The following is a 21,049-nucleotide window of genomic DNA, read 5'->3' on the forward strand; positions in this document are numbered from 1 at the left end:
TCTTTTGGTGATTCTTTATCAGCTTGTTGATCTAATAGTTCATCAATATCAAAGTCATCATCCTCTTCTTGGGCTAGCTCTTCGCTTAACGCGGCCAACTCATCATTGCTTTCTAAGCTGCTATCTGCGGTAGGTTGCTCAACCTCAGGCAAGTCAATTTCAGGCAGGCTATCGTCCTCATCAAATAAATCGTCTAGGTCGTCACTGCTTAAAATATCGTCCGAATCTTTTGTATCATCTAAATCAAGGTCAATTTCATCATCTTGTTTTTCATCTACAGGTTCATCAAAGCCCTGCTGCATGAAAACGTCTAACTCGTCCCCTTCACTGCCTTCGTCATCAAAAACAATATCATCACTTAATAGGCTTTCTAATTCGTCTTGATCGAGCAAGTTTTCTGAATCAGAAAATTCATCGTCTAACGCATCATCGAGAGAATCATCAAATGCAATATCCTCCTCTGTCAAAATATCGTTGCTATGATTGTCATCTAGTTGAATATCTAAATCATCAAGAGGGTCAGGAATGATTGGATCGTCTAACGCATCATTACTTTGCGGCTCGTCTTCGGTAAAGCTGGGCGTTTGTGGCAGAAAATCATCGCCATCTTGAGTTTCTTCGTCTTTGTTGGCGCGCTTTCGTAAAAACATCACCACAGCAAAAATAATTAATAACGCAGGAATGGTCATTAATAAAATAAGCACAAGTGGGTTAGACATTAAAGCGCCTAGGTCAAAAGGTTCTTCTTTTGGTACTTCTTGCACTTTTTGCTGAGCTATTATTTCGTTTTGTTTTTCTATTAGCTCTTTTAGCTGTTTTTGAATTTCGCTGTCTTGGCCTAGCTGTTCTTTTACATTGGCGAGCTCTTTTGAAATACCCGACAATTGTTTTTTGAGATTATTATTCTCAGCTAATATTTCTTCTACATTATTAACCGAGCTTTTAAATTGCTGCTGCAGCTCTACAAGCTTATTACCTTGCTGCGTTTTTATTTCATTTAATTCTTTTTGAATTTCTTTTTTAGCGTCGTCAACATCGGCTTTACGAGCTTGTGTTACTTTAGTTTGCGCGGCGTTAATTTCACTGGTGGTTAGTGTGCCATTTTTCTTTTTTTCCCACAGCGCGTCATCTTGCTCTGAGCGTTGTTTAGCAAGCTGTGGATTTACGCGTCTAATTTCCGCTAAGGTGGGTATTTTTAAATATGCACCACTTTGCATGTGGTTTAGGTTTTGTTCTAAAAAAGAATTAGGGTTTTTGTTATACAAGGCCTGCATAACTTGGTAGATACTAACTGAGTTATCTGGGCGTACTTTGGCAGCAATACGCCATAGTGTATCGGTTGGCTTTATAGGCCCTATTGATCGCCCTTGCGCACCATAGTCAGCGCCTTTTGGCCCCTTTAATTGGGTGCTGTCTTGAGAGTAAATTGGAGTTACTACCAATGCAGACGCTAATATAATAAGTGAAGCTAAACCGCGCATGCTGATCCTTTAATGTGTAAATGTTAAATGCTTTGCTATTTATTTAGCTGCTCAACATTAATTATTCTTGCCGTAACCAGCCAAATAGCTGATCTACATTTGTTATTACAATCTATTTTTATTGCAAGCTCTATTCCAGTTACAAACTATAAACCAGTTGCGGCCTAATATCCATTGCAACGCTTTGAAAATAAATACCTTAAAACTTTATTCTTAATACTATTTTATCGTGATAGATCAAGGCGTTTAGTTTAGTAGCAACGCTAAGCGGCAATAATTTGGCTCCCTTAAATACAAAAGCGGCAAACTATAAAAGTTTGCCGCTTAATTTACACACAATATTAGCGGGTATTTATAAGTAGTTAGCGATTAACTCTTCCGCTATTTGCACACTATTAGTGGCAGCCCCTTTGCGGGTGTTATCACTTACAACCCACATATTTAAACCATGAGGGTGCGAAATATCGGCGCGTAAGCGGCCAACGTAAACTGTATCATTACCACTAGCGTCTGAAACCGCGGTTGGGTAATCGCCCTCATCTTCAATAAGCTCGACTCCTGGGGCATCATTTAAAAGCTGTTTAACGTGTTCAAAGTCATACGGCATGCGTGTTTCAATGTTGATTGACTCAGAGTGGCCAAAAAATACAGGTACACGTACACAGGTTGGGTTAACAGCAATAGTGGTATCGCCCAAAATTTTATGCGTCTCGTTTACCATTTTCATTTCTTCGCGCGTGTAGCCGTTATCTTCAAAGGTATCTATTTGAGGAATAACGTTAAATGCAATTTGCTTAGGAAAAATTTCGTTTTCCATTGGGCGAGCATTCATTAAATTAGCTGTTTGCTTTGCTAATTCATCTACGGCTTCTTTGCCTGCACCAGATACGGCTTGGTATGTAGATACATTAATGCGGTCAATACCGTAGGCGTCGTAAATTGGTTTAAGCGCTAGCATCATTTGAATAGTAGAGCAGTTAGGGTTTGCAATAATATTGCGGTTTCTAAAGTCTTCAAGGCTTGCTGCATTAACTTCTGGTACCACTAGCGGTACTTCAAAATCATTTCTAAAATGTGACGTGTTATCAATTACAACACAGCCCGCATCGGCTGCAATTGGCGCGTATTTTTCTGATACACTGCCACCAGCTGAAAACAAACCTATGTGTGCTTGGCTAAAGTCAAAGCCTTCTACGTCTTGTACTTCAATGGTTTCACCACGAAACTTTATGTCTTCACCTGCGCTGCGGCTACTGGCTAGTAAAAAAAGTTGGTCTACCGGAAATTTACGATCTTCCAGGGTTTCAATAATTTGACGACCTACTAAGCCTGTAGCGCCAAGTACAGCAACGTTATATTTTTGCGACATATTTTATCCTCTTTAAGCAGTGTTAAAACAACACTACTAGTTAAATTAGTTTGCGGTGTTAAAGCCAAGCTGAGCGAGTGCATCTGTATGCTGTGCACTCCCTTTTACCGTTAAAGTGCTAAACTCACGCCTTACAGGGTAGTTTTTACGTAAACTATCAAACCCGTCTTTTGCTAAGTTGCGCAGCAAAATGCCATCATCACGGCGTACGTCGTAAATTAAATGCACTAAACGCGCAATATCAGCCTCAGTAAAGCTGCTTTGTAAACTTAGGCTTGTAACAGCAGGTTGTGGTAAAAAATCAGCGAGAGATTTTTCTGCGGTTACGCCTTCTAATTTACACAATGCTTGGTACAGCATTTGTGTGCCGCGGGCTTTTCCTTCAAGGGTATGGCCGGCAATGTGCACGCTGGCATAGCGCACATGATCAAGCAATGGAATTAAAATGTTAGGCTCGTTTTCCCAAACATCCAAAACCAAATCTAAGTCTGCCCCTTGCTCCATAACCGATAACAAAGCTTGATTATCAATTACTTCTCCGCGGCTCGCATTTATAACTGCTAACCCAGGCTTTAACGCTTTAAGGCGTTTTTCATCAATTAAATGATGCGTTTTGTGCTCACCGGTTTTAATCAGCGGTACATGAAAGGTAACCGCATCTACGCGCTCAAGTAGTTCGTCAAGCTCAACATGCTCGGCTAATAAGCCCTGCTCATGTTTAATTGGGTCACATAATAAAACATCAACATTAAGTGCTTTTAGTTTTTGTGCTAAACAGCTGCCAATGTTACCCACCCCAACAATACCTATTGTTTGACCACTTAAAGGGGCTGCGTTTTCTTGGCTTAAGGCAAACAAGCTACTTATTACATACTCAGCCACCGCCACTGCATTGCAACCTGGGGCACTACTAAAGGCAATGCCTTTATCGTTTAGTAACTGTGTATCTATATGATCAACACCAATAGTGGCGGTACCTACAAAGCTTAATTTATTAGCGTGGGCAAGCAAGTCACTGTTTACTTTAGTAACCGAACGCGTAAGTAATACATCAACATCAATTAACGCATCGGGTGTTAAGTTTCGTCCATCAAAGCGCGTTACCTCACCAAAGTCTGCAAAATACTGCTCAACTAAAGGCATGTTTTGATCGGCAAGAATCTTCATTGGGGAGTCCGTATGGCAAAATGAGGCGCTATTGTAACGAACAACCGAGCCATTACACAAACTAAAAAGCCGAGCAATGCTCGGCTTTTAATCACTATAAAGAGAAAACGAATTAACCTTTATATTTGCTCATAACTAATGTGGCGTTTGTACCACCAAAACCAAAGCTATTAGACATAACAGTATTAAGCTGTGCATCACGGCGCTCAGTTACAATGTTAAGGCCTTGTGCTTGCTCATCTAGCTCATCAACGTTAATAGATGGCGCTACAAAGTCGTTTTCCATCATTAAAATTGAGAAAATAGCTTCGTGAACACCCGCAGCACCTAGTGCGTGACCCGTTAATGATTTAGTCGCACTAATAAGCGGTGAGTTACCACCAAACACTTCTTGAATAGCGCCTAGCTCTTTAACATCGCCTACTGGCGTAGAGGTACCGTGCGTGTTTAAGTAATCAATTGGAGTATCAACGCCTTGCATTGCTTGGCGCATACAGCGTACTGCGCCTTCACCTGAAGGTGCTACCATGTCGTAGCCATCAGATGTAGCACCGTAGCCTACAATTTCTGCGTAAATATGTGCGCCACGAGCAAGTGCATGCTCAAGCTCTTCTACTACAACAATACCGCCACCAGCAGAAATAACAAAACCATCGCGGTTTGCATCGTACGTACGAGATGCTTTTTCTGGTGTTTCGTTATATTTGGTAGATAACGCGCCCATTGCGTCAAATTCCATTGCAAGAGTCCAGTGGAGCTCTTCACCACCACCGGCAAAAATAACATCCTGCTTGCCTAATTGAATTTGCTCAACAGCGTGGCCAATACAATGTGCAGATGTTGCACACGCAGAGCTTATAGAATAGTTAACGCCTTTAATTTTAAATGGCGTGGCTAAACAAGCCGATGTCGTGCTTGCCATCGTACGCGGAACCATATAAGGACCTACACGCTTTACGCCTTTTTCGCGCAAAATATCGGCCGCTTCTACTTGCCACTTTGAAGAGCCACCACCTGAGCCTACTAATAAACCCGTGCGCTCATTAGATACTTGCTCATCTGATAAGCCAGCATCTTCAATTGCTTGCTTCATAGAAATATAAGAGTAAGCAGCAGCATCACCCATAAAGCGCATTGCTTTACGGTCTACGTGTTCTTTAACATCAATATCAATTTTGCCCGATACATTACTGCGTAACTTATAATCGGCAAATTCTTGGTTAAAAGCGATGCCGCTTCTGCCAGATTTTAACGACTCTAATACTTCTTGTTTGTTATTACCGATGCTTGATACAACACCGATACCCGTAATTACGGCTCTTCTCATGGGTAATTCCCTTAGCTTGATACTAAATTACTGTGTATTTTACGCTGTTTTTAGGTGTTAAGTGGTCAGCTTTCTAGCGTACACCTGTACTCTGAATTTAATAGCTTATAAATAACGCCAGACTATTTCAAAGAAAACCCGTAAAATAATTAAAAAATACTGTCTAAAAATTTAATAAGTCATGATAAAAAACGCCCAAATACACTTTAATGAAGTAGGCACACCGGTAGCCGATAACTTTGACGATGTTTATTTTTCTAATGACGACGGCCTTGCTGAATCGCATTACGTGTTTTATCAACAAAACAATATAGAGGCGCGGTTACAAAATCATGACCAAACGCATTTTGTTATTGCCGAAACCGGTTTTGGTACTGGTTTAAACTTTTTAAATGCATGGCAACACTTTAATGACCACCTTGCCAATCAACAAGTTCAAAATCAAGTAGACAAACGGGTTAAGCGATTGCATTTTATTTCGTTTGAAAAATACCCGCTTAATGCTGATGATCTAAAAAAAGCACTGCAAGCGTGGCCAACATTAAACAAGCTCAGTGATGAATTAATAACACATTACCCTATAAATTTAGGCGGCTGTCATCGCATAGAATTTAATAACGGCCAAGTTATTCTTGATTTGTATTTTGGCGACGTGCTTGATTCAATAAATGCAATGAGCTACCCGCAATCAGGGGTGGTCGATGCGTGGTTTTTAGATGGCTTTGCACCAAGTAAAAACCCTGACATGTGGCAACAAAGTGTGTTTAATGCCATGGTTGATATATCGCGCAAGCATGCAACACTTGCCACATTTACCGCTGCAGGTTTTGTACGCCGAGGCTTAACAGCTGCAGGCTTTAGCATGCAAAAAGCGAAAGGCTTTGGCCGTAAACGCGAAATGCTGATAGGCCAATTAGCACACGCTAATAGTGCACAGTCATCACCCCCGTACTTTGAACAACCCCCTGCCAAGCTAGAGCATGTTGCTGTAATTGGCGGCGGGATTGCGAGTAGCTGTATTTTGCACAGTTTGGCTAAGCGTGGCATTAAAAGTAGCCTATTTTGCCAAGATGAAAAACCAGCTATGGGTGCTTCACATAACGTACAAGGCGCGGTTTACCCCCATCTGCAAGCTAAAAACTCACCTCATAGTGAATTATTTGCGAACAGTTTTTTATACGCTAAACGCAGTTACCAGCAACTACTAAAAAACGGCTTTAATTTTGATTATAGCTGGTGCGGTGTGCTGCAACATGCGGTAAAAAAGCCTCTTGCCGATAAACATCAAAACTTAGAACAAAAACAGTTATGGCCTCAAGCCTTAATGCGCAATGTAACTGTAGAGCAAGGAGATAAACTGGCAGGCGTAAAAACCGGCTACTCCGGCGTTTATTTTGAGCAAGGCGGTTGGGTAAACCCACCCCAGCTAGTTGAGGCAATGCTAAAAGCAGCCAATAGCCTTAACCCTATTAATAGCTATTTTAATTGCCATATACAGCAACTTACTAAAACCGATGCAGGCTGGTATTTAACCCACAAGCATACCCAATATGGCCCTTTTAGTGATGTAATAATATGTGCAGGTGAGCATAGCGATGCGTTTGAACAAACAAACGCATTACCTATTGTAGGGGTGCGTGGTCAAGTATCGCATATTCAAGCGAGTGAACAATCTAAGCAGCTTAAAACCGTGTTGTGCCATAAAGGATATTTTACACCCGCCTATTTAGGTAAGCACTGTATGGGCGCTACATTTGAAAAAAACACAAAAAGTCGCGCCGTTACAGAAAAAGACAACCAGCTAAACCACGAGCAATTACTTAGCTTTTACCATCAAAGCGACTTTGCCACCACATTAGGTGACATTACCTGTGCTAAAGCAGCTGTGCGCTGCACATTTATAGATCACTTGCCAATGGCAGGACAATGGTGTGAGCAAAGCGATTACAGCACCGCCTTTGCTAATTTACGCCTAGGTAAACGCTATCAATACTCACCTCTATGCAAGCCACAACAAGGCTTACATATTTTTACCGGATTTGGAGCGCGCGCATTATGCAGCGCACCGATATTAAGCGAGCACTTTATTAGCACGTTAAATAATGAACCACGCCCACTCAGCGAGCGTGTAAGCCAGGCCATTCACCCTGCGCGGTTTATAGTGCGTGATTTAATACGAAATAAAATTTAAATGACATCATTCATTTTTTGCGTAAAATAATAACTATAAAAGGAATTTATACCAATCCGCTTAATTAAGTGATCAATTTTGAGGCTGGAAAAACCTGTTGATGGCTAAGAAAAAAGTTCGCTATTTAGTTGTTCTAAATAAAAATTTTTTAAAACAGGTAACGACACGGTTAGCACCGCAAAATGATTAAGTATTATTGCGCAATGGTATTATATAACCAATGCGCACCATATGTATGAATGCGGATGGGTATCAATAAAAGGATAACAATGAAAGCTTTAACTTGTGCTGTAATATTACTCGCCGCTATATCGTTTAACACATTTAGCCAAGACGTAACCGCCATCCCCTTACCTGAAGAATTCATCACCACCATGGATGTAACTGGCGAATACCCGCTGGTTAGAACAGGGTATTTAGCTGCTTCTATTGATGCTATTTCTAAATTTTATCAGCAGGCCCTTGGTGATCCCATTAACAGCAAAGGCGATAATAACTACCGCACCCTTTACTATAACTACCAAAACCATGCTGTTCGCATCAGTTTATACCATCATAATTATGTTACCGAAGTCAGCATAATGATTGAATAAACACAGTAAAAAGCGGCTAATTTTCATGCTCAGTTCAGACTCAATTTTTATTTACTTTTAAATAACCACTTTGTAGAGAAAAACAGCGTTTTACCCTTTAAAAACGAATGCCTACCCCAAGGTCTATTTGTACTAAATACCTTTACACTAAATTGAGAAGGAATTAATTATGAGTAAGACCCTAATTATTGGCGCTAGCGGACAAATTGGTAAAATGGCAACCAAGTTGCTTTTAAACAATGAGCAAAATGTATCTGCATTAGTGCGTGATAAAAGTAAGTTAGATGATTTAGATAGTCCATTTTTAACCATTGTGGAGCAAGATCTCGAAGAAGATTTTTCTGGTGCGTTAAAAGATTGCGATCAAGTTATTTTTGCTGCTGGCTCTGGCGGAAGTACAGGCACAGACAAAACCGTGCTTATTGATTTATGGGCAGCCACCAAAGCAGCAACGTATGCTAAAGAGCATGGCGTAAAGCATTTTATTATGATTAGCTCTATTGGCGCTGACGATCCAGACTCAATAGAAAGTGACTTAAAACCTTACTTAGTTGCCAAACATATGGCCGATGAGCACCTTATCAACAGTGGCTTAAACTACACCATAGTGCGCCCTGGTGGGCTGACCGATGAAAGCGCCTCAATGAAAGTAACCACCGAGCGTCCAAACGATCGTTCTAAAGCTAAAATTAGCCGCGAAAACGTTGCCAATGCCCTATTACATATTGCTACTAACGCATTTAATGGCAACCGTGTTTTTGAACTATTTGACGGCGAAACGCCCATTAAAGCAGCTGTAAAATAAACACTCTGGTTGCCCTTTGTAAATCCCCTTGCAAAGGGCAACGTATTTAAATGCTAAATCGCACGCGCCCTCCCTTGCTTCACTATATTTATTAAATGTAAACAACACGTTTAAATCGCTTTATAAAAGCCTACACACCGCGTTCCTAATAAAACAACATGAAAAACAAGCACTTCCACTAAAATCACCGAAAAACAATGCGTTAAAAACTCAACAGAGTAAATTTTGTTCAGGCTTTTTTACTAGTTTAATAAGGTTAAATACTAGAAACCCCTTATTTTATCTGGTAAATTAACAGCGTGTTAAAACAATAATAAAAATTCCTCAATGGAAGTTGCACGAATAAGGACATAGCGTGAGCGCCTCATTTAAAATTATTTTTAATGGTCAGTTACACCAAAATGCTGACATTAGTACCGTACAAGAGCAGCTCTGTCAGTTTTTAAAAATTCCCCATAATGTCGCTGTAAAATTATTTGATGGCCGAGCCTACGCACTCGTCAAAGACCTATCGAGTATTGATGCAGTTAAAACAGAATCTAAACTAAAAAGTTTTGGTTTAATTACCAAAGTAGAACCGCACGCAAGTGTAAGGGCACCCCAAAGTGCCGCGGGTACTAAACTGGTTGTTGCTCGCAATGAGCCAGCAGTAAAAAAAATAGCTAATACAATAACCAGCATTAAAAAGTCCAGCGTAAATAGCCCAACCGCCTTGCCCAAATTAGCGCTGCAAAGCGCATTATTTTTTTGTTATAGCTTATTATTCATCTGCCTTATTTGCTCAGCAGTAATAAGCTTTAACACACTTAAAATGAGTATGATAGACAGCTCATCAGCTTCGCCCTCAACAACATTAAATTACGTTCATTATAAGCAGTACTTAGCAAATCAAAAAAAGCACCCAGAAGTCACCTTGCCTAACACCCACAACACAGATGAGCTTAACCAAGGGGCGCAGCAAAAAATTGATAGCTATTTTGCTCGTTTTTCAACGCATATAAACAGTTACGCAAAAATTCTAAAGCAACCAAATATAAACAGTATGGGCGCAGAAAGGTTAAAGCAGCACCTACAAGAAATAGATGCGCTAGGCACTGAACATGTATTTTGGGAGCAGTTAATTAACCTTGCTAAATCGCTTAATAACGACGCCCATGTAATGAGCAAGCTTGATAATGATAACCCTGATAAAATTCAATGGATAAACGCCGTTGATTGGATAAGCCAAAGCTACATTAGGCAACAACAAAATAAGCCTGACGCTTTGCCCGTCACGCCTACAAACACACAACTAGCCAAGTCACCGATATTAGATTTAACTCTACTAATTAGCTTAATGTCGTTTTTAACGCTTATTATTATTAGTATTAAAATGAAAGTAAGGTCGATAAAAATGAAGCTAGCCGCTACAAGCACAGAATAAATTAAAGCCATAAAAAAAACCGCCAACTTGATTGCTCAAATTGGCGGTTTTTTATGGTTTTTAAGTAACGAACTTAAATACCTGTATTGGTGGAGCTGGGGGGATTTGAACCCCCGTCCGAAAAGCCTCGACCGTCGGTACTACATGTTTAGTATTGTCATTTAATTAACCTTTAAATCCCGGACAAACACGGTAGATAAAGGCGAGGCCGCTTAGTTTTAACGCTTCAACCCCGGCCAGGGTTTCCGTCGCGATCAGGTGTTAGGGTGACACTCCAAAATCCAGTCCACAAGAATACATGGAAGGAGCGCTAGCCAGCCTAAGCTGCTAGAGAGTAGTTATCGTCGTTTGCGATTACTTTAAATTGCGGCTTTTTTACGAGGCAAACCGCACCTCGACATGCACCTCAGGCTTCTTGAATTCCGTCGAATCCTAATCAGCCCCTGAAATATGAATTTCTTTCAGTGAAGGCAGTATAACTGAGTAAACGACTGATACTCAAGGGGTGTGACACTTTTATTTTAGCTAACTGAATCAACTGAACAGTAAACAAGCACAAGTTTGTAAAAAAGCAAACAAATACTGAACATTTACTTAACATACCGGTCAAGTTGTGCTCAAATAAGGAGTTAAATTTTACACTAGCTATAAGGCTTTAGTAGTAAAAGTAATAATCATAATAACAGGCATATTACGTAGGGAATTTATAAATGTCGGTTTTTTTATTTAATGAACAAACGGGTGAGCTGGCGTTATCTGCACACCCTATTGATAATGGATTTCCGGTGACGAGTGCTCAACTTATTGAGCTACTTGAACAGTCGGATTATTGCGAGTTTGAAGTACTCTCTGGCAATATTGGTAAGTTATTTTCACCGAGTAAAAATTATCAGCAAGAATCATTAGTAATTGCCAAAGCCACGGACGCGAGCATTGTTATTAACGTTGATGAAAAAAACATGGTTGCAGAGGCAACGCTTACCACGGCCAAAGGTGGCGCATTACTCTCTATGGAGGCAGCTCAAGCAGCTTTAGTTAAAGCCGGTGTAAAAAAAGGCATTAGTCCTCGTGCACTTGATACGTTTTTAGGTCAGCAGTTTTCTCACCCTGCAGGTACATCATACAGTGCTATTGTGGCTCATGGCCGAAACCCTAAAGAAGGCAGTGATGCGAGGTTTGTTCGCCTTTGCTCTACTGCGCAAGACCGCGTACTTAGCCCCCAAGCAAAAGAAGGTGGGAAGGTCGATATGAAAGACCTTGGCGCGATTATTACGGTAAAACCCGGCACCCCTTTAATGCAGCGAGTGGCTGCTACACCGGGTGAAGATGGCTATACGGTTTTTGGCGATATGATCAAGGCAACACCTGGTAAAGAACATCAATTACAGCCCTTTGAAGGCACAAAAATAGATCCTAATAACCCAAACATGCTCATTGCCGATTGTAAAGGTGTGCCTGTGGCCTTACCTAGAGGCATGCGGGTTGACGATGTTTTGTGTTTTCATAACGTAGATGTAAGTACAGGCCACGTTGATTTTGATGGCAGTGTAATTATCTCTGGTGATGTAAAAGACGGTATGCGGGTTAAAGCCAATGGCGATATTACTGTATTAGGGTTTGTTGAATCAGGCACGATTGAAAGCCAAAGCGCGGTAACTATTATGCTCGGCGCTATTGGCCGTAAGCGTGAAAATGAAGAAGCATTTACGTGCGAAATTTCTGCCCAGCGTACTATTTCTATTGGCTATGCCCAGTACTGTAATATTAAAAGTGCGCAAGATTTATTTATAGAACGCCAAGCATTGCATTGTAATTTAAGTGCAAGGCGCTTAATACGTGTAGGTAAAGCAGGTAACCCTCGCGGCAAAATAATTGGGGGAAATATTCTTGATGCTATGCGTATTGAAACAGGTGAGCTAGGTGCGCCGGCAGGGACTAAAACCCGTGTGTTTTTAGCTCAAAACTGGCATGAACTGCGCTCAAAGCAGTCTCAAATAATTGATTTTGAAAAAGTGTTGGCAAGTAAAACATCTGCACTTAAACAAGCTAAAGAAAAAGCGATAAAAATTCCAGTTGCTGCTCAACGCCAACAGCTACTAGATAAAATTGCCGCTAATGAGCAACATATAAAAACTCGCGCTATGCACGTACAACGTCAAAAAAGATTGGTGAAGCAAAAAATTTCTCAGCTATTGGCAACTAGCCGACTTAAAATTAACGAAATAATGCACCCAGGTGTGGAGCTTAAAATAGCAAAAGACACAAAACAGTTTTCGCGTATTTACCCACCCCACTTAGTAAAACTTTCTGAGGGAAAAATCACTCAGTCGTTTTAGTATCCTCTTCGGTGTTTTCAGTTTCTTGGGCGTCACTTTCGGGTAGTGGCGCTAATGGCCAGCCCCCTAGCTCTTGCCAACGATTTACTATTAAACAATATAGTTCTGCTGTGCGTTCTGTATCGTAAAGTGCAGAGTGTGCTTGGCTGTTATCAAACTCAATCCCCGCGGCTCTACATGCTTTAGCCAGTACCGTTTGACCTAAAGCTAACCCTGCAAGCGAGGTTGTGTCGAAACTCACAAATGGATGAAATGGCGTACGCTTAATATTGTTACGCTCAATGGCTGCGTTTAAAAAGCCATGATCAAAGGCGGCATTGTGTGCCACTACAACTGAGCGTTGACACCCAGCAGCTTTTTGCGCTTTACGTACTGCTTTACAAATTTCTTTAATTGCTTCGTCTTCTGGTACAGCGCCGCGCAACGGGCTAAACGGGTCTATGCCGTTAAATTCAATTGCGGCTTGTTCAATATTAGCGCCTTCAAAAGGCTCTACATGAAAATGAACGGTATGATCTATGCTGAGTAACCCTTCGTCATCCATTTTTAAAATTGATACGGCAATTTCAAGTAAGGCGTCGGTTTCTTTATTAAAGCCGGCGGTTTCTACATCAATAACAACAGGAAAAAAGCCGCGAAAGCGTTGTGCGAAAAGTGTTTGCTCAGTATTTGCCATAGTCTTCTTGGTTTATGAGGATAAGCTCACTATTATGTCAAAATTGGGGGCTACTCGGCTAGGGCTTTATAAATTATTTAATTAATATATTGTAGGCATGCTATTTGCTTTTAAATAACTGCTAATTGTATTGGCTGTTATTAATCCCATCGCATTAAATTACGGATACCAGTATGGCGCTTAGAAAATAGCGCAATAACAAGGCGAAAATTATTTATAGCTTTGTTTTACATCAGTAAGTTTAACGCAGTGAGTGGGCTATTTAATACGATACAAAGATTATGTTTTTAATTAAGTTGGTATAGAGCCCTACTTTAGCCGTACGCCAAAATATTGGCTTAGTAGATTAACCGGAGCGTTTTATGAAGTGTAAGTTGTTTTTTATTAGCGTAAGCCTTGGCACCGCCTTGATGAGTTATTCATCGCAAGCGGCTATGCGCCAATACAGCGCAAATCAAGATAACTCCAATTGGGAAGTTATAAAAACAACGCGCTTACAGTGTCAATTAAACCACGAAGTGCCCTACTACGGTGAGGCCATATTTAAGGCATCGGCCAGTAAAAACAAAAACCTAACTTTTAATCTAGATATGGTTGTGCGCCCCGACAATTACGATATAGCCGGTTTAAAGGCGGTGCCACCAGCATGGCGTTCAGGCCTGCCCGCGCGTGATATAACCACGATGAAGTTACTTAAAAAGTTTGATGGTGAGCTTGGTAATAAAACCGCATGGGAAATGCTAACTGAACTTGAAAAAGGGTTTCATCCTACCTTTTACTACCAGGACTGGCAAAATAGTGCCGACAAAATTGCCGTTGGTATTTCAAGCGTTAATTTTAAACAAGCCTATTGGGCGTTTTTGCAGTGCCGCGATGAACTTTTACCATACAGCTTTGAAGATATTTCATTTACTGTAATGAACTACCAATCAAATAGCAGTAAGCTCACTAAAGAGTCGCAAAAGCGCTTAGATAAAATTGCTGAGTATTTAAAAAATGATACCAGTATTGAGTCTATAAGTATTGATTCGTATACCGATAGCTACGGTGGCCGTTGGAATAACTTAGATTTATCGCGTAAGCGTGCTAAAGCTATAAAAGATTATATGGTCAGCTTAGGTGTTGATGAGGACAAAGTAGAAACCACAGGCCTAGGTGAAAAACGTTTTGTTGATACTAACGAAAATATTTTAGGGCGAAATAAAAACCGTCGTTTAATTATTCAAATAGCAAAAATGTAACCGCCCTAAACTGCTAGCTACCGCTGCGCCGCTTTATGAGCTTATCGCCAAACTGAAAAAACGTTAGGCTCAAAAATATAATTATGGCTCCTATAATAAGCTCCTGACTCAAAGGCTCGTTATTAAGTAATGCGCCTAGCGCTAATGCAAAACTTGGTGTAATTAAACTACTTAAGGCTACAGTACTGGCGTTTAACTTTTGTAATACATGAAAATACGCTAAAGCCCCTACAATCGAGCCAAAAATACCTAAATACGCAATACTCCATAACGAGCGAGCACTCCAATAATCCATACTTATTTGCCCATCTACCAGCCACCACAACAGTCCAAATAAAGGAGTAACAAAAACCAGCGCTCCAAAAGTGGTTGCCATCGGATGAATAGCAATTTTTACACGTTTGATCATCACCCCACTGAGACTAAATAAAGTAACGGCCAATAACACATACATCAGCCCTATGCCCTGAGTTTGTGAGGTTTGTAGCTGGTTATAACTTACAAAATAAAGGCCTATTAATGCACAGCTCAGCGCTATTAATTTAATAGGGCTAAATTTAGGCTCATTAAGTAACCTTTGTGCTAAAAAGCCAGAGAGAATAGGCGCAAGGCCAAACACTAATGAAATAATACCTGAAGGTACTGTGGTAGCAGCCATGTAACTTAATGACATACCGCCAAAAATACCCAAACTGGAGTATGCATATAACGTGCACGCGTTTTTGCTCCAAGGGACACGAATATTGGCTATAGCAACAATTAACCCAGCAACAAATAAGCCTATAATCATGCGCATTAAAACGGCGAGGGTTGGTGCTACAGTTTCACTGCTCCATACAATACCTAAAGGCGTAGTACACCAAATAATGACAAGTAGTAAATAAGATAATTTAACTGGCACACGCCATTCCTTTGCACTGAGGAGGTAGAAACCCTATTAAAGTAAATTATACGCGCGAAAGTAATACGCAGTACATATATAAACGTCTAAATACAGCTGTAAATTCATAGTTACATTATTATTTACCGGCATTTATTACAAAACTATTTATGTTTTAAGTAACTAGTTATATCTTGAGTGCCTCTCACACATTTTAGGATAGTTAAGTGCTTAAAAATAAAACAATAGGCAGCATGTTAATTGTTGCAGGCACCACCATAGGCGCAGGTATGCTGGCATTGCCAATTGCCTCTGCAGGACTTGGGTTTAATACCGCGCTTGCACTGATAATAGCCAGTTGGTTACTGATGACCTACACCGCTTTATTAATGCTAGAGCTCCACCAATACGCCCCTAGAGATGCAACGTTAAACACCTTAGCAAAGCGCTGGTTAGGAAAACGCGGCCAGTACGTTGCTAACTTTTCGATGATATTTTTGTTTTACGCCCTGTGCGCAGCCTATATAGCCGGGGGTGGCGCGCAGTTGCAGTCGCGTATTAGTAGTGATTTGAGCATAAACATAGCGCCCCAAATTGCCTCTATTGTTTTGGCCATTGTAATAGGTAGCGTGGTTACTTTAGGCACCAGTAAAGTAGATAAACTTAACCGCGTGTTATTTACGATTAAAATTTTAGTACTAGGCAGCTTGTTTTATATGCTTACACCCTATGTACAAGGTAAGCACTTACTTGAAATGCCCGTTGAGCAAGGGCTGATTTTATCTGCCTTACCCGTTATTTTTACCTCGTTTGGTTTTCATGGCTCTATTCCGTCAATTGTTAAGTATGTGGGGCTAGAAACAAAAGTATTGCGTAAGGTAATGATTGCAGGGGCTGCTTTACCTTTAGTGATTTATATTTTTTGGCAACTGCTTAGCCAAGGGATTATGCAGCAAAGTGATTTACTCAATAGTAATGGCTTAACAGGCTTTGTAGAGAGTGTGGCAAATATTGCGCATAATCCGCAGGTAACAAGCGCTGTTACACTGTTTGCCGACTTAGCATTGGCCACCTCTTTTTTAGGTGTTAGCTTAGGGTTATTTGATTTTTTTGCTGATGCATTTAATAAAGGCGACACCAAATCAGAAAGAATAAAAACCGCACTAATTACTTTTATTCCCCCTTTAGGGTTTGCGTTATTTTACCCTCAGGGATTTATAATGGCGCTAGGCTATGCAGCCATCGCCCTTGTGGTATTAGCAATATTTTTACCGGTTTCTATGGTGTATAGGCAGCGTAAATCGGGCCCTCAAACGGGATATCAAGTGCGAAGTGGTAATATGGGATTAGCGGTGGCAGGGCTGTGCGGCATTGTAATTATTGTCGCCCAATTTATGCAAATGTTGGGATTAGTACCCACTATTGGTTAATAACAAAACTAACCCCTTTAGCTTAAAGGGGTTAGTTAAAAATGTTAAAATACACGAGACTCACCACGGCCTGTAGCCTGAGAAGCTGCTTGTAACTCACCGTCTTTATTTACAATAACCTGCAAATCGCCAAAACGGCGCTCATCCAGTGTGTAGCCCATTTTTATAAGTTCAGCTTGTGTGTTTTCACTGAGCCCTGCGTGTGTTCTGATCACGTTTTTAGGCCATAACTGATGATGAAACCGCGTGCTATTAACAATATCGTTGGCGCCCATGTTAAATTCAACCGCATTTAAAATAGATTGATACACCGAGCTAATAATTGTTGTGCCCCCAGGCGAGCCTGTGACCATTTTAACGCTGTTGTTTTTGAGCAGTATGGTTGGCGACATTGAGCTAAGCATACGCTTTTGTGGCTGAATTTCATTGGCTTTACCGCCGAGCGCACCAAAGGCGTTCATTACCCCAGGTTTAGCGCTAAAGTCGTCCATTTCGTCATTTAATATAAAACCTGCCCCTTCAACCACAACGCCACTACCAAAGCTTAAATTAATTGTTGTGGTATTGGCCACCGCATTACCCATTTTATCAATAATAGAAAAATGCGTGGTTTGCTCACTTTCTTTGAGGCCTGGTTTTATGTTTTCGGTCTTTGAAATAGCTGTTAAAGAAATATCTTTACTGCGCGCTTTTAGGTAATCAATATGAGTAAGCTCAGTCACTGGTACATCAAAAAAGTCCGGATCGCCCAAGTACTCTGCTCTATCGGCAAACACACGTTTACCTATTTCAGCAAGTAAATGTACGTATTGAGAAGAGTTATGTACCAGCCCCATTTCGCTTTTTTTAAGCTCAAACATTTTTAGCCACTGCAAAATAGCTATTCCGCCAGAGCTTGGCGGTGGAGAGGTTAATACTTCATAACCGTTCCAGTTAGCTTTAATCGGCGTGCGCGACACAGCCGTGTAATTAGCCAAATCAGTTTCGTTAATAATGCCGCCGTGCTGGTGCATAAAGTTGGCAATAATACGGGCCGTTTCGCCTTTATAAAACCCGTCTTGGCCGTTATCTCTTATGCGTTTTAAAGTAGCGGCTAGCTCAGGCTGTTTAAAAACCTGATTTGCTTTTATATCTGCAAAATAGTGTTTAAAATTTACATTTATATTTTGTTTGTCTAAATGAGCAATGTATTGTGCGACCCCTTGAGCCAATTTGGGCGGCACTTTAAAGCCTTGCTCTGCTAAGGTAACCGCAGGCTGTACTAATGTTTGCCATTTTAAGGTGCCGTGTCTTTGATGGGCCAGCCACATACCGGCTACGCTCCCTGGTACACCACTTGCGTGAATACCATAAATTGACTTGTTTTTAATTACATCGCCCTTGGCATCTAAATACATATCTCTGTGCGCTGCTTGAGGAGCCGTTTCCCGATAGTCTATAAAGTCGCCTTTTCCCTCTTTTTGTATAAGCATAAAGCCTCCCCCGCCAATATTTCCGGCTTCGGGAAGCGTTACCGCTAATACAAATTGCGCAGCAATAGCCGCATCAACGGCATTTCCACCTTGCTCTAAAATAGCTTGTGCTGTATCTGCACTAAACGAGTCAGGCATTGCGACAGCGCTTTTAGTAACTTGCTCCGCCTGCACGCTAAATATACAAAATTGTGCAATCAACACACTCTTAACAATGAGCCGGCTTGGTCGAAAAAATAACCCCATAAAACATCCTTACTTTATTATTTGAATCTCGCTTGGCTCATTTATGCATACCATAGAACGTTAGGTCAATGTTTATACAAGTGATTTTTTTGTATGCTATAACGCCTTTGCGTATAAAACGGCATGCAAATCGCCTTGTTCATCAGTGTGTATATAGTTTTTAACCCAGGTAAATCCCAGCTTTTGCATGACACTAATTGAGGCTTTATTATCGGCCAGTGCCATTGCAGATAGTGTTTTTATCTCTGGCTGCATTTTTAAGGCGTTACATAATGCACTAGCGGCTTCCGTTGCATAACCCTGTCCCCAACTAGATTGCTTAAAGCGCCACCCTATTTCAATATTTGTAAAATCGGGAGTTTGAGTAAAAAAGTGCATAGGCCTAACAAGCACCCACCCTATAAAAGAGTCCTCTTTTTTAAGGGTGATTTTCCACAGCCCCCAGCCTTTGTTTGCATTTTTATAGGCAAGCATTCTGGGGATCCCTATTTCTTTAATTTGTTTTAATGTCGAAGGCGTTCCTCGGTTTATGTATTTCATTACCGCGGGGTCTTGATCTAGTTCATGCAGAAGCGGCCAATCGTGTTCATTCATTAATTTGAAATTTAAGCGTGTTGTTACAGGTGTGTTCATCTTCGCTGTTCTATTATTAAATGGAATTAATTATTTGTCTCTAAGGAGAGATAGCACATGAACAAATTAGCAGGTTTAGCTTTATTAGGCACTTTAATTACACTAACGGGCTGTGAAGATGCTCAGGAAGTACAAGAAGATGCAAAAGATAAAAGCGCGCAAATGCAAGAGCAGCTTGGTGATACATGGAACGATGTAAAAGATAAAGCCACAGAGCTTAAAAATGATGAGTCATTAAATGAGCTGCTTGAACAAAGTAAAGCAATGGGCTTAGACATGTACGACGATGGCAAAGAGATTGCCGTTGATGCATGGATAAAAAGCAAAGAAGCAGCCGGTGAATTAACCGAAAAAACAAAGCAAAAAGCGCAAGAAATCGCTGAAGAAATTGAAGAAGCGCGTGAAGAACATGCTGAAAAACAGTAATATTATTGATACTAATTCATTTAATTAAGTAATTTGCTTTGAGGTAAAAACATCGTTTAGTAAGTAAAAAATTGCTATTTAGGTGTGCTTAACAAGCATTTTTAACGCGCTTAGCGTGGGGCTTAGCCCCTTAAAATACTTAATTATTATTGCTGATTGGTATTAAATAGTATTTACAAAAAAAGGCTGCAAATAACATTATTTGCAGCCTTTTTATTTATGCGCTTATTACTATAATTAAATCGCTTCTTCGTCTTCTTCTGCAGTGCGTATACGTACTACACGCTCAACATCTGTGACAAATATTTTACCATCACCAATTTTGCCTGTTTGCGCTGTTTTTACTATTACTTCTATAGCGCGTTCAACATCTTCATCGGTTAGCACAATATCAAGTTTTACCTTAGGTAAAAAATCCACCATGTACTCAGCGCCACGGTAAAGTTCTGTGTGACCCTTTTGACGACCAAAACCTTTTACTTCACTTACAGTCATACCCGTAATACCTACATCTGATAGGGCTTCGCGTACGTCGTCTAACTTAAACGGTTTGATGATTGCTTCTATTTTTTTCATGCTCACTACTTATTAAAGCTTTAGTTGCCTCGATTTTAGACAATCATGGAGTTCATAGCAAACAAAGCAATTGAATTCGATGATAAAACAACCAAGCGTGGTATAATTATTTATAAGTCTGAATTATAAATCTTTCTCAACTAGCTATAATAATAACAAATGTAGTAGGTATAAATAATATGAAAAAATTCCAAACCGGTTTAACCTTATTAGAGCTCATGGTGGCAGTAGCCATAGTCGGTATTATCGCCTCTATAGCTCTTTGGGACAGTAGCGATATGCTTGAAGAAAACCGCGCTGAGAATTTCTTGCTTGAACTAAAACGCAATATTAGCTTTGCTCGCTCACAAGCTGCCAGTACAGATGAAATTGTTGTTTTGTGCCCTACTGGCCAAGGTAAAATTAAAAACAGCAGAGACACTTTCAACTGCAACAAAAAGTGGGACGAGAATAAAATTATAGTTGTATTTATCGATGTAGATAACGATGGGCACTATAACGGCGCTTCCGATACACTGCTTAGAGTCATGGAAGAAATATCAGATAACGACAAGTTAACCTTTACAGGAAATGAGCGTCGCTTGCGTTTTAATACCAGTGGACGAATTACCACAAACCCAGGTGACTTTGTTTTTTGCCCCAATGGTGGCACTGAAAATAATAAAGCGCTTACTTTATCGCAATCAGGTACTGCTTTTTATGCCGGTGACAGCGCACTTAAATGCGGTTAAAAAAAATACAATTTAAGTTGTCATATTTTTATCATTTACTACACTG

18 protein-coding genes and 1 other RNA gene are annotated in these 21,049 nt (G+C 40.4%); 9 read left to right on the forward strand and 10 right to left on the reverse strand.

The genetic code is table 11. The features are described 5' to 3' along the window. The 4 genes from PAT01_RS13745 to fabB form a co-directional block, all read right to left on the reverse strand. On the reverse strand, window positions 1-1,481 hold a 1,481-nt coding region (locus PAT01_RS13745; protein ID WP_318299752.1), incomplete at its 3' end, for a FimV/HubP family polar landmark protein. 352 nt (window positions 1,482-1,833) lie between these two features. Then, entirely contained in the window at window positions 1,834-2,850 is a 1,017-nt protein-coding gene (locus tag PAT01_RS13755; protein WP_004588395.1) for an aspartate-semialdehyde dehydrogenase, read from the reverse strand. Between the two features lie 45 nt (window positions 2,851-2,895). Continuing rightward, window positions 2,896-4,017 (reverse strand): 4-phosphoerythronate dehydrogenase, encoded by a 1,122-nt coding sequence (locus PAT01_RS13760; protein ID WP_138580001.1) that lies wholly within the window; start codon window positions 4,015-4,017, stop codon window positions 2,896-2,898. Between the two features lie 112 nt (window positions 4,018-4,129). Further along, on the reverse strand, window positions 4,130-5,344 hold the full coding sequence (gene fabB, locus PAT01_RS13765; protein ID WP_154945642.1) for a beta-ketoacyl-ACP synthase I: 1,215 nt from the start codon (window positions 5,342-5,344) through the stop codon (window positions 4,130-4,132). Between the two features lie 181 nt (window positions 5,345-5,525). On the opposite strand from fabB, the gene mnmC reads away from it, so the two are divergent. From mnmC to PAT01_RS13785, 4 genes are all read left to right on the forward strand, one after another. Beyond that, the gene (gene mnmC, locus PAT01_RS13770; protein ID WP_154945643.1) at window positions 5,526-7,535 is read left to right on the forward strand and encodes a bifunctional tRNA (5-methylaminomethyl-2-thiouridine)(34)-methyltransferase MnmC2/FAD-dependent 5-carboxymethylaminomethyl-2-thiouridine(34) oxidoreductase MnmC1; all 2,010 of its coding nucleotides are present in this window, start codon (window positions 5,526-5,528) and stop codon (window positions 7,533-7,535) included. A gap of 269 nt (window positions 7,536-7,804) precedes the next feature. Further along, the gene (locus PAT01_RS13775) at window positions 7,805-8,128 is read left to right on the forward strand and encodes a hypothetical protein (protein ID WP_138579999.1); all 324 of its coding nucleotides are present in this window, start codon (window positions 7,805-7,807) and stop codon (window positions 8,126-8,128) included. 169 nt (window positions 8,129-8,297) lie between these two features. Next, window positions 8,298-8,933 (forward strand): SDR family oxidoreductase, encoded by a 636-nt coding sequence (locus tag PAT01_RS13780; protein WP_154945644.1) that lies wholly within the window; start codon window positions 8,298-8,300, stop codon window positions 8,931-8,933. Window positions 8,934-9,288: 355 nt separating this feature from the next. Next, window positions 9,289-10,356 carry a hypothetical protein gene (locus PAT01_RS13785; protein WP_154945645.1) on the forward strand — a complete coding sequence of 356 codons (1,068 nt, stop codon included), beginning with the start codon at window positions 9,289-9,291 and terminating at the stop codon, window positions 10,354-10,356. Window positions 10,357-10,443: 87 nt separating this feature from the next. Here PAT01_RS13785 and ssrA read toward each other — a convergent pair. Next, window positions 10,444-10,800: a transfer-messenger RNA gene (ssrA, locus tag PAT01_RS13790) on the reverse strand. Between the two features lie 266 nt (window positions 10,801-11,066). Here ssrA and PAT01_RS13795 point away from each other — a divergent pair. After that, on the forward strand, window positions 11,067-12,692 hold the full coding sequence (locus tag PAT01_RS13795) for a DUF342 domain-containing protein (protein ID WP_054983045.1): 1,626 nt from the start codon (window positions 11,067-11,069) through the stop codon (window positions 12,690-12,692). Here the strand turns inward: PAT01_RS13795 and rnt are convergent. Then, window positions 12,676-13,368, reverse strand: a complete 693-nt coding sequence (gene rnt / locus PAT01_RS13800) for a ribonuclease T (RefSeq protein WP_029774102.1) — start codon at window positions 13,366-13,368, stop codon at window positions 12,676-12,678. The two genes, PAT01_RS13795 and rnt, sit on opposite strands and share 17 nt — an antisense overlap. A gap of 362 nt (window positions 13,369-13,730) precedes the next feature. Between rnt and PAT01_RS13805 the strand changes: the two genes are divergently transcribed. Beyond that, entirely contained in the window at window positions 13,731-14,609 is an 879-nt protein-coding gene (locus PAT01_RS13805) for a flagellar protein MotY (RefSeq protein ID WP_154945646.1), read from the forward strand. Between the two features lie 13 nt (window positions 14,610-14,622). Here the strand turns inward: PAT01_RS13805 and PAT01_RS13810 are convergent, their stop codons facing one another. Next, window positions 14,623-15,510, reverse strand: a complete 888-nt coding sequence (locus PAT01_RS13810; RefSeq protein ID WP_154945647.1) for a DMT family transporter — start codon at window positions 15,508-15,510, stop codon at window positions 14,623-14,625. A 206-nt stretch (window positions 15,511-15,716) separates the two neighbouring features. Between PAT01_RS13810 and PAT01_RS13815 the strand changes: the two genes are divergently transcribed. Next, window positions 15,717-16,919: an aromatic amino acid transport family protein gene (locus PAT01_RS13815; protein ID WP_154945648.1), complete on the forward strand. Its 1,203-nt coding sequence runs from the start codon at window positions 15,717-15,719 to the stop codon at window positions 16,917-16,919. A gap of 44 nt (window positions 16,920-16,963) precedes the next feature. Here the strand turns inward: PAT01_RS13815 and ggt are convergent, their stop codons facing one another. Together ggt and PAT01_RS13825 are read right to left on the reverse strand one after the other, a co-directional pair. Next, window positions 16,964-18,637, reverse strand: coding sequence for a gamma-glutamyltransferase (gene ggt, locus PAT01_RS13820; RefSeq protein ID WP_154945649.1), 1,674 nt, complete (start codon window positions 18,635-18,637; stop codon window positions 16,964-16,966). Between the two features lie 96 nt (window positions 18,638-18,733). Beyond that, window positions 18,734-19,270 (reverse strand): GNAT family N-acetyltransferase, encoded by a 537-nt coding sequence (locus PAT01_RS13825; protein ID WP_154945650.1) that lies wholly within the window; start codon window positions 19,268-19,270, stop codon window positions 18,734-18,736. A gap of 57 nt (window positions 19,271-19,327) precedes the next feature. Between PAT01_RS13825 and PAT01_RS13830 the strand changes: the two genes are divergently transcribed. Next, a complete protein-coding gene (locus PAT01_RS13830) occupies window positions 19,328-19,696 on the forward strand; it encodes a hypothetical protein (protein ID WP_024032265.1) in 369 nt (122 codons plus the stop codon). 237 nt (window positions 19,697-19,933) lie between these two features. Here PAT01_RS13830 and PAT01_RS13835 read toward each other — a convergent pair whose 3' ends face one another. Beyond that, window positions 19,934-20,272, reverse strand: coding sequence for a P-II family nitrogen regulator (locus PAT01_RS13835; RefSeq protein WP_004588371.1), 339 nt, complete (start codon window positions 20,270-20,272; stop codon window positions 19,934-19,936). Between the two features lie 179 nt (window positions 20,273-20,451). On the opposite strand from PAT01_RS13835, the gene PAT01_RS13840 reads away from it, so the two are divergent. Continuing rightward, entirely contained in the window at window positions 20,452-21,003 is a 552-nt protein-coding gene (locus PAT01_RS13840) for a GspH/FimT family pseudopilin (RefSeq protein WP_029774106.1), read from the forward strand. Window positions 21,004-21,049: the final 46 nt, after the last annotated feature.

This window comes from Pseudoalteromonas atlantica (genome assembly GCA_007988745.1).
Classification (GTDB): domain Bacteria; phylum Pseudomonadota; class Gammaproteobacteria; order Enterobacterales; family Alteromonadaceae; genus Pseudoalteromonas; species Pseudoalteromonas atlantica.

Bases quoted from the DNA above. Each gene is read 5' to 3' on its own strand.
- PAT01_RS13755 (WP_004588395.1), bottom strand. From the start codon at position 2,850: ATGTCGCAAAAATATAACGTTGCTGTACTTGGCGCTACAGGCTTAGTA.
- mnmC (WP_154945643.1), top strand. From the start codon at position 5,526: ATGATAAAAAACGCCCAAATACACTTTAATGAAGTAGGCACACCGGTA.
- PAT01_RS13795 (WP_054983045.1), top strand. From the start codon at position 11,067: ATGTCGGTTTTTTTATTTAATGAACAAACGGGTGAGCTGGCGTTATCT.
- PAT01_RS13835 (WP_004588371.1), bottom strand. From the start codon at position 20,272: ATGAAAAAAATAGAAGCAATCATCAAACCGTTTAAGTTAGACGACGTA.
- PAT01_RS13840 (WP_029774106.1), top strand. From the start codon at position 20,452: ATGAAAAAATTCCAAACCGGTTTAACCTTATTAGAGCTCATGGTGGCA.
- PAT01_RS13825 (WP_154945650.1), bottom strand. From the start codon at position 19,270: ATGAACACACCTGTAACAACACGCTTAAATTTCAAATTAATGAATGAA.
- PAT01_RS13805 (WP_154945646.1), top strand. From the start codon at position 13,731: ATGAAGTGTAAGTTGTTTTTTATTAGCGTAAGCCTTGGCACCGCCTTG.
- PAT01_RS13780 (WP_154945644.1), top strand. From the start codon at position 8,298: ATGAGTAAGACCCTAATTATTGGCGCTAGCGGACAAATTGGTAAAATG.
- ggt (WP_154945649.1), bottom strand. From the start codon at position 18,637: ATGGGGTTATTTTTTCGACCAAGCCGGCTCATTGTTAAGAGTGTGTTG.
- fabB (WP_154945642.1), bottom strand. From the start codon at position 5,344: ATGAGAAGAGCCGTAATTACGGGTATCGGTGTTGTATCAAGCATCGGT.
- PAT01_RS13760 (WP_138580001.1), bottom strand. From the start codon at position 4,017: ATGAAGATTCTTGCCGATCAAAACATGCCTTTAGTTGAGCAGTATTTT.
- rnt (WP_029774102.1), bottom strand. From the start codon at position 13,368: ATGGCAAATACTGAGCAAACACTTTTCGCACAACGCTTTCGCGGCTTT.
- PAT01_RS13775 (WP_138579999.1), top strand. From the start codon at position 7,805: ATGAAAGCTTTAACTTGTGCTGTAATATTACTCGCCGCTATATCGTTT.
- PAT01_RS13830 (WP_024032265.1), top strand. From the start codon at position 19,328: ATGAACAAATTAGCAGGTTTAGCTTTATTAGGCACTTTAATTACACTA.